The organism is Caulobacter sp. GW821-FHT10C03 (genome assembly GCF_059415485.1).
The window spans coordinates 195791-208309 of sequence record NZ_JBWKNI010000010.1; the positions used below are offsets into that span (position 1 = coordinate 195791).

Sequence of the window (12519 nt, forward strand, 5' to 3'; positions counted from 1 at the left end):
CGCTAGTTCCCCGCGAAGGCGGGGACCCAAGCCGACTTTTCAGAATGAGGCGTGCGCCGCGACAGGCCTGCCACTCAGCTTGGGTCCCCGCCTTCGCGGGGATGCACGGATGAAAGGGCCGGGTCCTCAGCCAACACTTCACTCCCAGCCCCCGCTCGCCTGTGACGACGCGCCGCTGCGAACTCGACTGAGAGTCAGTTGCAAACCGGTGGAAAACTGTTAGATGAGAATGACAATCATTCGGTAGGGCGTTCTTTCCTTGTACGTCTGCAATTGTAACGGCATCCGCCAGCGTGAAGTCCGCGCCGCGATCGACGCGGGCGCGACTCGTCCGGCCGACATCTTCCGCCACAAGGGCTGCCAGGCCCAGTGCGCCAAGTGCGTGTGCGAGATGCGCCAGATGATTCAGGAATCCCGCGAAGCTCTGGCTTTCGCCGCCGAATAAGGCGTCTTGCGACGCAAAGTCGCCGATTCCCAGTAACCGCGAAGCACTCTCACGCTTTTCTGTGAGGCTGCGAAACACTTGCAGACATTACTGTTGAAGCGCTTGAAAAGCAGCTTAAGGGTGCGGGCGAACTCGAACCTTAGGAGGCCGCCATGCAAGGCGATCCCGGCGTTATCCGCGTCCTCAACGCTGTGCTCACCAACGAGCTGACGGCCGTCAATCAGTACTTCCTGCATGCCCGCATGCACGACAACTGGGGCTTCAAGCGCCTCGGCCAGATCGTCTATCAAGAGTCGATCGGCGAGATGAAGCACGCCGACAAGCTGATCAACCGCATCCTCTTCCTCGAGGGCCTGCCCAACCTGCAGGACCTGCACAAGCTGAAGATCGGCGAAAACGTGCCGGAATGCCTGGCCGCCGACCTGTCGATCGAGCTGTTCAACCGCGAACTGCTGGTCCCCGGCATCGTGCAGTGCGAGCAGGCCCGCGACTACATCAGCCGCGAACTGCTGCGCGAGATCCTCAACGACACCGAGGAGCACATCGACTACCTCGAAACCCAGCTGTCGCTGATCAAGTCGCTGGGCGAGCAGAACTACCTGCAGAGCGCCATGGGTGAACTGCCGGCGGCCTGATCGGGCTCAAACCACTTCGAAGATCGTCGAACGGCCTCCCCGCACCCGCGGGGAGGCCGTTTCGCTATTCGCAGAGCGCTTCCAGCGCGGGGCGCTCCAGAAGCTCGACGTGGCGCACGGTGGGCAGGGCGATCAGGCCTTCCTGCAGGAAGGCCGTCAGGGTGCGCGACACCGTCTCGATGGTCAGGCCCAGATAGTCGGCCATGTCCTGGCGGCTCATCGGCAGGTCGAAGGCGGCCTCGCCCTTGCGGTCGGCCAGCAGCAGCAGCAGGCCCGCCACCCGCTCGCAGGCGCTGCGGCGACCCAGCATCAGCACGTGGTCCTGGCTGCGCTGCAGGCCGGCGATGGTCACCTGGTAGAGCTTGCGGGCCACGTCGCCGTCGCGGGCGGCGAGATCGCTGAGCGCCCGGCGGCGGACGATGCGGACGGCGACGTCGCCGACGGCCTCGGCCGTGGTGCGGTGGATGTCGCCGGCCTCGAAGCCGAAGGCCTCGCCGGCGAAGTGGAAGGCGTCGATCTGGCGGCGGCCGTCGCGCAGCAGCCGGCCCGTGCGCACTGTGCCCTCGACCAGCTCATAGACCTGATCGGCCGCGTCGCCCTCGGCGAAGATCTCCTCGCCGGCGGCGTAGCGGATGACGCCGGCGGAGACGCCCGGCAGGGCCGGCTGGGCAAAGGCGGGCTCGAAACGGAGGGGCGACAGCATCGGAGGCTCCCGGGGAGGAAGGAGGCGGTGGGGAGACCGCCCCGTGACGCCGGCACATTCCCCCTTCTCCGCGTAGGGGTAAATTCGGGGGCCGCGCATAAGGGTTTTTGCGTAGGCGCAAATTCGGGAGGGCGCGCGGCGGGAACCTCCCCCTTTGGGGGAGGCGATCGCGCAGCGATCGGTGGGGGGAGTGATTGCGAAATCACCCGCCGCCTCGAAAGCTGAAAACGTCCCCCCACCGGCCTTCGGCCGCCTCCCCCAGAGGGGGAGGTTCCTAGCGCCGCGCCTTGACCATCCGCTCCAGCTCCACGGCGCGCACGGTGGTCATGCTGAGGTGGCAGCCGCCGATGTTCAGCATGTCGATGGTGCCGCCGGTCAGGTCTTCCTGGCACTCGGCGTCGCGACGCTTGATCCAGGCGCGCTGGGCGGTGCGCAGATTGGCCTGCTGGGGCTTGGAGCGCTTGGCCATGGCCGCCTTGTAGGCGCGGTTGAGGCGGGCGTCCTGCTTCTGGAGTTCGGCGTTGGTGCAGCCGGCCATGGCCACGGTCACGCCCTTCAGGGCGTCGCCGCTGTTCAGGCAGCGGTCGTAGGCCGGGGAGTATTCCTTCTCGGGATCGATCCGTGACGGCTGGGCCAAGGCCGGCGTCGCGACGGCGAGAGCCAGCAGCAGCACGGTGGGGATCGAGCGTCGAAAGAGCATGTGGCGCGTCCTTGCGTTGCAGGACGCCCAGCATGCGCCGCCGATCACGACGGCTTCAAGGCGCGCGGCCGCCCTCGCCTACAGCGCCTTGCCGATGCGGTCGGCCAGGGCCGACAGGTCGCCGCCGGGGTCGTCGAACACGCCGAGATCCTCGGCGGTCATGGTCGCGAACAGGTCCTGGGCCTCTTCCGAGGTCGACATCAGCGCGATCGCCGCTTGCGCCTCGTCGGGCGGCCAGCGGTCAAGCGCGGGACCCAGCGCCTTCAGCCGGGCTTCGAATAGTTTCAGGTCCATAGCCACAGATCTTCTTCTGTTTCTGGAGTCGAGTCTTGAGGGTTTGCCGGCCCCGTTTCAGGAGCGAGCGCACCGCCTGTTCCGAACAGTCCATGGCGTCGGCGATTCTACCGACGTCGAGCTCTTCGAAATAGAACATGGTCAGCGCCTGGCGCTGGGTGTCGGGAAGCTTGTCGAGGGCTTTCTGAAGCGTCTTGGCGGTCTCCGTGCGTTCGAGATTGGCGAGGGCGTCGGCCTGGGCCGGCGCCTGGACTTCGGCGTCGGCCAGGCGGGTGATGACCTCCTGGGATTCCGGCGTCGCCTTGCGGACCCGGCGACGATCGATGGCCTTGTTGACGGCGATGCGGTGCAGCCAGGTCGAGAACCGGGCGTCCGGCGTCCAGCGCTCGCGAGCGCGCCAGGCGGCAATAAATGCCTCCTGGGCCGCGTCCTCGGCTTCCTGAACGTCGCCCAGGACGTTGAGCGCCAGTCGCCGCACCATCCGCAGGTGCCGGTCGACCAGAACCCGAAAAGCCGTCTGGTCGCCGTCGCGGCAGGCCAGGAACAGCTCCTCGTCAGAGCGCACGTCAGACAGACCAAACTCGCCCGTCGTCGCAATCGTCGCTGAATTCGCCATGGCGATTACTCGCCTCCATCGCTGTATCGCAATGGAATAGGCAAACAGCGTGCCATATATCGAATAACTACATTACTGTATTTGATCGATACATTTCCGATACTATCGGTACATTGCTATTTTTCAGAACGCAGTTCTTTGCAAAACGGGCGCAACAAGTCCAGTACGATTTGATACACACTGGACACATCTTTGCTGCGACTGGCGCGAAGCAGGCCGTCGAGCACGTATTGGTAGAACTTTCGCAACGTCGCGCCGTCCTTGCCGGCCGCCGAAAAATCCAGCGTCGTCGATAGGACGGTCAGGATCTGGGTGGCCCGCATGGCATGTCGGCACATTTGATCCAGCCGCCCCTGCTCGTGGGCGAATTTTGCCGAGGCGATCGCGCGGTAGAGCTCCTCGTGCACGGAAGCCAGCACGTCGCGCGGGTTGGCGGTGAGGCGGCTGGAAGCCGCGTAGGCGCTGAGCGCCTGGTTAGTCGTCGTCACTGCTGTCGGCTCCCAAGATGGCTGCGATCTGCTGCTGGAGGATCTGGGCGGCGTAGAGTTCGGTCTCCATCGCCGAGTATTTCGAGATCAGCTTGGTCCGGTACGTCTCCGCGTCCTCGCGGATCTGGTCGGACTGGTCGGTGAGGTTTTCGTTGACCGTCTCCAGGCTTTCGATCCGTTGTTGGATCACGCCGCTGGAGGTGTTGGCGTAGTCGTCGATCAGGCTCGTGATCATGTTCGCGAAGCCCTGGTTGATCTCGACCGAGATCGTGCCGGAGGTCGGCGAGGCCAGGGCGAAGGACAGGCCCTCGTAGATCGAGCCGGTCGCGCCGATGATCCGGTTGCCGGAGATCGTGAACAGGCTGGAGTCGCCGTTCACCGACACACTGGAGATCGCCCCGTCGGTGACGTTGACCTGCATGTCGAAGTCGAACGAGACGGTGGTGTCGTTCTTCAGCAGCTTCAGATTGCTGTTGCTGCTGGTGAAGCCGGTCTCGAAGAACTTGGCCACGCTCGAAAGGTCGGTCAGCAGCAGGTTGTCGAGCGTCGTCTCGTCGGTCAGCTCCAGCTGATTGTCGGCGTTGATGGTGACGCCCAGGGCCGACAGGTCGGTCAGCTCGTCGTCCGAGCCAGCGGTCCCGCCCAGCATGTCGCTCAGGCGGCGGTTGACGTCGCGCAGGATGCTGTCGGCGAACAGCACCGCGTCGTCCGAGACCGAGCCGTCCGAACCGACCGTCTGGTTGGTGACGACGAACGACCGCAGCGCGTTGTAGGCGGTGATGAAGTCGGTGATCGCCGTCTTGATGTCGTCGTAGTTGGCCTCGATGTCGAGGGTGATGGTCTGGCCCGAGGTGGCCTGCAGCAGCGAGATCGACAGGCCCGGAATGGTGTCGGTCAGCTCGTTGCTGTCGCTCTCGATCTCGACGCCGTCGATGGTGACGATGGCCGGCTGGGCTTCCTGCAGCACGTTGGAGAAGTCGCCCGCGCTGTCGGTCAGGCCGACGCTCTGGCCGATGTCGTCACCCGAGACGGTCGAGAGCGTGATCTCCTGGTTGGTGTCGCTGGTCGACATCACCAGGCGCGTGCCCGTCGAGCTGGCGATCAGGGTGGCGACGACGCCGGTGTCGCCGCTGACGTTGTTGATGGCGTCGGCCAGGTCCTCGACCGTCATGTCCGAGGTGACGGTGATCTGGGCAGCCGTCCCGTCGGTGGTGTTCAGCGAGAACACCCCGTCCAGGCCCAGGGCCGTGTCGGCCGTCTGGGCGGTCGAGGCGATCTTCATGGCCTTGGCCAGCTGGGTGACGGTGATCGAATAGGAGGCCGCGACCGCGTCGGCGTCGGCGCTGACCGCGAGCACGTCCGTCGCGTCGGTGCCGTCCGAGGCGGTGAGATAGGCGCTCTTCTCGTCGAAGGCGTTGGTGGTGGTCGAGACCGAGCTGTAGGTCGTCGAGGCCAGCGACTCCATGGAGTCCGAGACCGCCTGCAGCAGCGTCTGCAGCTCCTGATAGGAGGCGATCTTGGTCTCGTTGGTCGTGACCTTGGCGTCGATGGTGTCGGCTCGCGCGGTCTTCTGCGCGACGGCGGCCTCGATCAGCGAGTCGGTGTCGAGCCCCGAGATCGTGCCGGTCAGGTAGGTCGTCGACCCGGAGGTCGAGACGGTGCTGGTCGTCGTCATGGCGATGTCCGGAAAGTCGGCGGGAGGATCCAGAGAATCCTCCCGCCCAGTCTGCAGGACGACGCGGGCGGGCCCGCGCCGTCACGGCATGAGCCGACTACTGCAGCAACTTCAGAAGCGACTGGCTCATCGAGTTGGCCTGGCTGAGGGCCGAAATCGCTGCGCTGGTCAGGGTCTGAGCGTTGGTGAAGTTGGTCTGCTCGCTGGCGATGTCCACGTCGGTGATGGCCGACGCGGCCGATTCCAGGTTCTCGAGCGAGGTCGAGATCACGTCGCCCCGGAATTCGAAACGCGACAGGGTGGCGCCCACGTCGGCCCGCATTTTCGAGACGTCCGTGATCGCCTGGTCGAGGGTGTCCATCAGCGCCGAAGCCGAGGACGAGGTGATCGAGGTGCCGTCGAGCGAAAGCGCGGCAGTGTCCGCGTCGCCCAGCTTCACCGAGATCACGTCGCTCGACGAGGTGCCGACCAGGAAGTCGACGCCGGCCGAGGAGCCGTAGTCGCTCGCGCCATCCAGAAGCGTGATGCCGTTGAAGGTGGTCGACGTGGTGATGTCGTCCACTTCCTCGAGCAACTGCTGATACTCAGCGTCGATGTAGCTGATGTCGTCAGAGCTCGAGCTCCCCGATTGGGCCTGGGCCGTCAGGGACTTCATACGCTGCAGGATGTCGGCGATGTTGGACAGCGCGCCGTCCGCGGTGTTCAGCACCGAGGTGCCGCTGGTCACGTTGGTGGCGGCTTGGTTCAGCACGGTCACGTCGGCGTTCATGGACGTCGCGATGGCGAGGCCGGAGGCGTCGTCCTTCGCGCTGACGATCCGCGAGCCGCTCGACAGCTTCGCCAGGGACTCGCTCTGCGCAGCCGAGTTGTTGTTCAGGTAGCGCAGGGCGGTGTTGGCGGCCGTGTTGGTGGAGATAACTGGCATGTTCTAGTCCGGTTCTCTGTCTGGAGTCCGTCCGGGGGAGAGTCCGGCCGGGAAGCTGTCCGCCGTTCTGTCGGCCTGGCTTCGACGAGTTGAACGGGACGTCCCCCGACGATGGGGCGGTTTTTCTTTTCGCCCTCCGCGCGCAGGCGCTGGAAAGGCGGCCGCACACCGCCTCGAGTTGATTTTCATCCGCCGATCGCGTCAGCCTGCATCGGACGACGGGGGCGGCATGGGCCAGGCTTCATCGAGACGCGCGTTCGGGGCGGCCGGCTGGCTGGCCCTTATGCTGCTGGCGGCGGCGCCGGCCCTCGCCCGGGCGGCGACCGCCGATCTCGACGTGGAGTATCGGCAAAGTCGCTTGATCTACGCCGCCAACCAGCTTCCGGCAGGGCGCAACGCCCAGTCGGGCAAGATCGCGCCGCTGAAGGGAGCGGATATCCTGCGCTGCGAGCCGGACATCCAGGACAGCGCCTGCCGCGCGCGCGTCCCTGACATCGCCTTGTGGGCCGAGCGCCGGCTACGAGGCCAGGACCTGGCCGGCGCCCCCAGCCTGAAGGAGGTTGAGCGCGCCGTCGCCCGCCTCGCCCCCGCCGCGCCCTGCCCGCCCCAGACGATGGGCGACCGCGTGGGTCCGCAACGGGTCGATGTGCGTCCGGATACGCCGGACGACATCAGGGAGATCTACATCGTCCCCCGCTCGGCCTGCGGCTGGCGGGCGCTGGGCTTCCATCGATATCTCTATTTCGCCGCCCTCTACGCGGCCTCGGCCCCGGCCGACGAGCGAACGGCCGCCGCGGCCTCGATCGCCCGCATGAAGACGTACGCACGCGCGGGCGCGAGCTTCGATCCGGCCTGCGGCGCCTGGTCGTCGCAACCCGCCAAGGCCACCTGTGAGCTGCTGACCCACGACGCCGCCGTCGCGGCGCTGCGGACGGCGAGCGACGCCCTGCTGACCGAAGCCGCGGGCGAGCGGCCGCAGCGGGTCGCGACGCCGCCGGCCGCCTCTTCGGCCATCTACGACGCCCCGACCTCGCAGCTGTGGCCCGACCTCAACGGCGGCGCCCAGGAGATCTTCATGGCCGCCGCCCTGGCGCGCGGCGACGTCAGCGCGGACGAACTGACCGAGCAGTGCCGATACCTGACCCCGCCGCCGGACTACACGCCTCCGCCCTCGCCCGACTTCTGGGAGGCGATCAACCTGCTGGCCGCGCGGATCGCCCACCGGGGCTGCCCCGGCCAGGACTGATCACCCGCCCCGCCCGTGTGCGACAAAAGCGGCCTTCCCCACCCCTCCAAAAATAAACCGCCCCATCCGCGGCGGAGCCTCCGTTGAACCCATCGATCGGCGCCCAGGGCGTCGGACCGATTTCACCGGAGATCTCTCCATGACCACCGTCTCTTCGACGACGAGCACGACCAGCACCGCGAGCACGTCCAGCGCGTCGAGCACGCTGCAACTCGGCACGACCGACTTCCTGTCGCTGCTGATGACCCAGCTGACCAACCAGAACCCGCTGGATCCGACCGATCCGACCGAGTTCACCAGCCAGTTGGCGAGCTACGCCTCGCTGGAGCAGCAGATCAGCACCAACGACACCCTGACCTCGCTGTCGGACACCATGTCGACCCTGTCCGACACGACCACCAGCATGTCGGACAACCTCTCGTCGCTGCTGACCCAGGTCCAGCTGCTGGCCTCGCAAAGCGAATAAGGGCGAGCCGAGATGAGCCTTTCCTCCGCCCTCTCCACGGCCGTCTCCGGCCTGACCGCCCAGAGCATCGCTCTGTCGGCGATCTCGGAGAACATCGCCAACGCCTCGACCACCGCCTACAAGACCTCGGAGGTCTCGTTCCAGTCGCTGGTCAGCGGCGCGATGAACTCCAACACCTCGACCAGCTCGGTGGTGGCCAAGACCAGCCAGGCGCTGAACGTCACCGGCACGATCTCGTCGACAAGCGTCTCGACCAACGTCGCCATCGACGGCTCGGGCTATTTCGTGGTCGCGGCCGATCCGGGCGACACCGGCAGCGCGCTTGTCTACAGCCGCAACGGCAGCTTCTCGACGGATTCCGACGGCTATCTGGTCAATAGCGAAGGCTATTACCTGATGGGCTACGCGACGGACTCGGACGGCAACATCCTGACGTCCAACACCAGCGACCTGACCAGCCTGTCAGCGATCAACCTCGACTCGATCAGCGGCACGGCCAAGGCCACCTCGACGGTGACCATGGCCGCCAACCTGCCGGCCGATACGGTCACCGGCGACAGCTACGACACCAGCATGGAGGTCATCGACTCCCTGGGCGTCAGCCACACCGTCGGCCAGACCTGGACCAAGACCGGCGACAACACCTGGACGCTGAGCCTGTCGGATCCGACCCTGACGTCGGACAGCTCGACCACTTCGGGCACGATCAGCCCCAGTTCGGTGACCGTCACCTTCAATTCCGACGGCAGCCTGGCCTCGACCGACCCGTCGCCCGTCGACCTGTCGATCAGCGGCTTTTCCACCGGCGCCGCCGACAGCACCATCACGCTGGACCTGGGCGAAACCGGCGGCACCGACGGCCTGACCCAGTTCGCCTCGACCTCCTCGACCCTGTCGCTGAGCCCGACCTTCGAACAGGACGGCGCCAACTACGGCGAGCTGTCGGGCATCACCATCGACGAGAGCGGCCTGGTCACGGCCAATTTCGACAACGGGGTCAGCCTGGCGATCTACCAGATCCCGGTCGCCACCTTCAGCAACCCCAACGGCCTGACCCACGTCTCGGGCACGGTCTATGACGAGAACTCGGCCGCCGGTCAGGTGCACCTGAACCTTCCAGGCGAAGGCAGCGCCGGCAGCCTGGTGGCCAGCGCCCTCGAAGGCTCGACCACCGACACGGCCACCGAGTTCAACAAGATGATCATCGCCCAGCAGGCCTATTCGGCCGCTTCGCAGGTCGTCAGCGCCACCAGCGACATGTTCGACACCCTGATCCAGGCGGTGCGGTGAGCGCCATGGGCACCATCGAACGCCTGCATACCCGCGCCCAGAAGGCGCGCCGGGACCGCGACACGCCGGTGGTCTCCTCGGTCGAGGAGGCCCGGGCCCTGGCGCGCAGCATCGCCGAGGGCCTGTCGGCCCTGTCGGACGACCAGCGCCTGCTGATGCTGTCGAACCTGCACGACGTGCAGACCGTGCTGGAAACCCGCGTCGCCGCGCTCGAGACCGACATGGCCGAGAGCCGCGAACGCATCCAGGCCGTCACGCGCGGCCTGAGCGCCACCGCCGGCTATCGCGGCAGCGTCCGGGCCCTGCGCGACCACCGCCGCCGCAAGGACTAGCGCCATGTCGCTGTCGTCGATCATCAGCTCCGCCTCGTCCGCGCTGTCCAACACGCAGATGCAGATCGCGGTGGCCAACGCCAACGTGGCCAACGCGGACGACCTGACCTACACGCGCAAGAGCGTCAGCTCGACCGCGACGACGGCGCTGAACTCGGCCTCGACGACCACCATCCAGCGAGCCGCCGACACCTATCTGGCCAAGACCGTGGTCAAGACGGCGGCCGGCGCGGGCTACGCCTCGACGATCGACAGCTACATGCAGTCCTACGACGCCGCCCTCGGCTCGGTGGACGCCGGCAGCGACCTCTCCAGCCTGCTCGACACCTTCACCAGCGCCCTGACCTCGCTGTCGGCCAGCGCCGACAGCGACACGGCCAAGGCCTCGGTGGTCTCGGCCGCCTCGTCGCTGGCCGCCAGCATCGGCGGCCTGTCGGCCTCGATCCAGGACCTGCGCACCCAGGCCAACACCGACATCTCCACGACCGTCGACACCATCAACTCGACCCTGTCGACCCTGGCCTCGCTGAACGACCAGATCTCGTCGGTCACCGCCCAAGGCGGCGACGTCACCAGCCTGCAGGACCAGCGCGACTCGGCCCTGACCACCCTGTCGGGCCTGATCGGCATCAGCAGCTACACGACGTCGGACAACAAGCTGGTGGTCTACACCACCGGCGGCGACCAGCTGCTGGGCACCACCGCGGCCAAGCTCAGCTACACCGCCTCCAGCGCACTCGGCGCGACCAGCGTCTATCCCGACACGATCTCGGGTATCATGCTGAACGGCAAGGACATCACCGAGAGCGTCGATTCCGGCCAGCTGGGCGCGCTGATCACCCTGCGCGACGAGACCCTGGTCGACGAGCAGGCCGAGCTGGACGCCATGGCGTCGACCCTGATCTCGCAGGTCAACGCCATCACCAACGCCGGCTCCGCCGTGCCCGCCCCCACCACCCTGACCAGCGCCGGCACGGTGTCGGGCAGCGACGGCTTCTCGGCCAGCGGCACGCTGCGGGTGGCCGTGGTCGATTCCAGCGGAACCACGATCTCGACCGAGGACCTGGACCTGTCGTCCTATTCCAGCGTCGATGATCTGGTGAACGCCCTCGACGCCATCGACGGCCTGTCGGCCAGCATCGGCACCGACGGCAAGCTGACCATCACCGCCGACGACAGCGCCAACGGCGTGGCCCTGGGCGACATCGGCGCCTCGGTCGGCGACGACGCCCAGGGCGTCTCCGACTATTTCGGCTTCAACGACCTGTTCTCCGGCTCGACCGCAGCCGACATCTCGATCTCCTCGAAGCTGGCGAACGACTACAGCCTGCTGGCCACCGGCGCGCTCGACACCTCGACCACGCTGTCGGCCGGCGACCGTGCTCTGTCGACCTCCGACAGCACCACCGTCGACGCCCTGACCTCGATGCTGTCGGGGACCCTGAGCTTCGCGGCGGCCGGCGACCAGCCGGCCAAGACCGTCACCCTGTCGTCCTACACCGCCAGCTTCGTCGCCGGCGCGGCGACCCTGGTCTCCGACGCCTCCTCCAGCTCCGAGACCGCCCAGGCCACCTACGAGGCGGCTGCCAGCCGGCTGCAGAACACCACCGCCGTCAATGTCGACGAAGAGCTGGCCCTGCTGACGACCTACCAGTCGCAGTACGAGGCCACCGCCCAGCTCGTCTCGATGGCCAAGGAACTGTTCGAAGCCCTGATCAGCATGGTGAGCTGACCATGATCAGCCGCATCGCCACCTTCAACCACTCCAACACCATGCTGACGGCCAGCCTGAAGGTGCAGGCCAAGCTGGCCGACCAGCAGGCCCAGACCGCCTCGGGCCTGAAGTCGACCACCTATGGGGGCCTGGGCAAGGACACCGGCAGCCTGCTGCGCCTGTCCAGCCAGAGCGCGGCCCTGACGGCCGAGAACAGCGCGGCCAGCACCGCGGCGGCCTATGTCAACGCCTCCTACTCGGCCCTGGGCGACATCGCCGACCTGGCCACCACCATCAAGACCCAGCTGGCCTCGATGATGTCGAGCACGACCACCGACGCCGACACCATGACGCAGTACGCCACCAGCTGGCTGAACGACCTCCAGGCCCTGCTCAACAGCAACTCGGCCGGCGTCTACCTGTTCTCGGGCACGGCCGGCGACGCCGCCGCCGTCGACTACAGCGACACCGACTACGACCCGACGGCCGACACCAGCGTCGCCGACACCAACTACTACCAGGGCTCCGGCGCCGGCCGCACCTTCACCACCACTGACGGCCAGACCATCAACCTGTCGGTCACCGCCGATTCCTCGGCCTTCGAGGAGCTGGCCCGGGCGCTGAAGATGGTCATCGCCTCGCCCAGCGACACCACGGTGATCTCCAGCGCCTACGACATGGTCAGCGACGCGGTGACCGGCGTCGGCTCGCTGCAGGAGCAGGTCTCGCTGCAGGCCTCGACCCTGTCGGACCTGACCTCGCGCAACGAGGCCAAGATCGACAGCATCGACACCCTGTCGTCCAACCTCAAGGACGCCGACCTCGCCGAGACCGCCGTCCTGGCCACCCAGTACGAAACCCAGCTGGAAGCCATGTACTCGATGATCAGCACCCTCTCCTCGCTGAGCCTGAGCAAGTATCTGTAGTGGGCGACAAGATGCTCCCCTTCTGGGGGAGCTGTCGCGAAGCGACTGAGGGGGCCTGCGCCGA

General features: G+C 66.7%; 15 protein-coding genes. 8 read left to right on the top strand and 7 right to left on the bottom strand.

Annotated features, from left to right (window positions below; translation table 11 throughout):
- The first annotated feature begins 259 nt into the window (after nt 1-259).
- Together AC07NG_RS15250 and bfr are read left to right on the top strand one after the other, a co-directional pair.
- Nucleotides 260-445, top strand: a complete 186-nt coding sequence (locus AC07NG_RS15250; protein ID WP_110121027.1) for a (2Fe-2S)-binding protein — start codon at nt 260-262, stop codon at nt 443-445.
- Nucleotides 446-597: 152 nt separating this feature from the next.
- Nucleotides 598-1080: a bacterioferritin gene (gene bfr / locus AC07NG_RS15255; RefSeq protein WP_198574152.1), complete on the top strand. Its 483-nt coding sequence runs from the start codon at nt 598-600 to the stop codon at nt 1078-1080.
- Between the two features lie 64 nt (nt 1081-1144).
- Here the strand turns inward: bfr and fixK are convergent, their stop codons facing one another.
- From fixK to AC07NG_RS15290, 7 genes are all read right to left on the bottom strand, one after another.
- A complete protein-coding gene (gene fixK, locus AC07NG_RS15260) occupies nt 1145-1783 on the bottom strand; it encodes a transcriptional regulator FixK (protein WP_492853577.1) in 639 nt (212 codons plus the stop codon).
- 274 nt (nt 1784-2057) lie between these two features.
- Entirely contained in the window at nt 2058-2483 is a 426-nt protein-coding gene (locus tag AC07NG_RS15265; RefSeq protein ID WP_494594898.1) for a lysozyme inhibitor LprI family protein, read from the bottom strand.
- Nucleotides 2484-2561: 78 nt separating this feature from the next.
- Nucleotides 2562-2777: a hypothetical protein gene (locus AC07NG_RS15270; RefSeq protein ID WP_492853579.1), complete on the bottom strand. Its 216-nt coding sequence runs from the start codon at nt 2775-2777 to the stop codon at nt 2562-2564.
- Nucleotides 2725-3342, bottom strand: a complete 618-nt coding sequence (locus tag AC07NG_RS15275; RefSeq protein ID WP_494594900.1) for an RNA polymerase sigma factor — start codon at nt 3340-3342, stop codon at nt 2725-2727. Before AC07NG_RS15275 ends, AC07NG_RS15270 begins: the two co-directional genes overlap by 53 nt.
- Nucleotides 3343-3509: 167 nt before the next feature.
- Nucleotides 3510-3881, bottom strand: coding sequence for a flagellar protein FliS (locus AC07NG_RS15280; RefSeq protein ID WP_492853581.1), 372 nt, complete (start codon nt 3879-3881; stop codon nt 3510-3512).
- The gene (gene fliD, locus AC07NG_RS15285; RefSeq protein ID WP_494594902.1) at nt 3868-5556 is read right to left on the bottom strand and encodes a flagellar filament capping protein FliD; all 1689 of its coding nucleotides are present in this window, start codon (nt 5554-5556) and stop codon (nt 3868-3870) included. Before fliD ends, AC07NG_RS15280 begins: the two co-directional genes overlap by 14 nt.
- 97 nt (nt 5557-5653) lie before the next feature.
- The gene (locus AC07NG_RS15290) at nt 5654-6481 is read right to left on the bottom strand and encodes a flagellin (protein WP_487288513.1); all 828 of its coding nucleotides are present in this window, start codon (nt 6479-6481) and stop codon (nt 5654-5656) included.
- A 229-nt stretch (nt 6482-6710) separates the two neighbouring features.
- Here AC07NG_RS15290 and AC07NG_RS15295 point away from each other — a divergent pair, with 229 nt between their 5' ends.
- From AC07NG_RS15295 to AC07NG_RS15320, 6 genes are all read left to right on the top strand, one after another.
- Nucleotides 6711-7727 (top strand): hypothetical protein, encoded by a 1017-nt coding sequence (locus AC07NG_RS15295; protein WP_494594903.1) that lies wholly within the window; start codon nt 6711-6713, stop codon nt 7725-7727.
- Between the two features lie 139 nt (nt 7728-7866).
- On the top strand, nt 7867-8193 hold the full coding sequence (locus tag AC07NG_RS15300) for a flagellar hook capping FlgD N-terminal domain-containing protein (RefSeq protein WP_110121034.1): 327 nt from the start codon (nt 7867-7869) through the stop codon (nt 8191-8193).
- A 12-nt stretch (nt 8194-8205) separates the two neighbouring features.
- Nucleotides 8206-9483, top strand: a complete 1278-nt coding sequence (flgE, locus tag AC07NG_RS15305; RefSeq protein WP_492853585.1) for a flagellar hook protein FlgE — start codon at nt 8206-8208, stop codon at nt 9481-9483.
- A 5-nt stretch (nt 9484-9488) separates the two neighbouring features.
- Complete coding sequence (locus AC07NG_RS15310; protein WP_110121036.1) at nt 9489-9815, top strand: hypothetical protein; 327 nt, start codon at nt 9489-9491, stop codon at nt 9813-9815.
- A 4-nt stretch (nt 9816-9819) separates the two neighbouring features.
- Nucleotides 9820-11547 carry a flagellar hook-associated protein FlgK gene (gene flgK / locus AC07NG_RS15315; protein ID WP_494594905.1) on the top strand — a complete coding sequence of 576 codons (1728 nt, stop codon included), beginning with the start codon at nt 9820-9822 and terminating at the stop codon, nt 11545-11547.
- A gap of 2 nt (nt 11548-11549) precedes the next feature.
- Nucleotides 11550-12455, top strand: coding sequence for a flagellin (locus AC07NG_RS15320; protein WP_494594907.1), 906 nt, complete (start codon nt 11550-11552; stop codon nt 12453-12455).
- Nucleotides 12456-12519 lie beyond the last annotated feature (64 nt).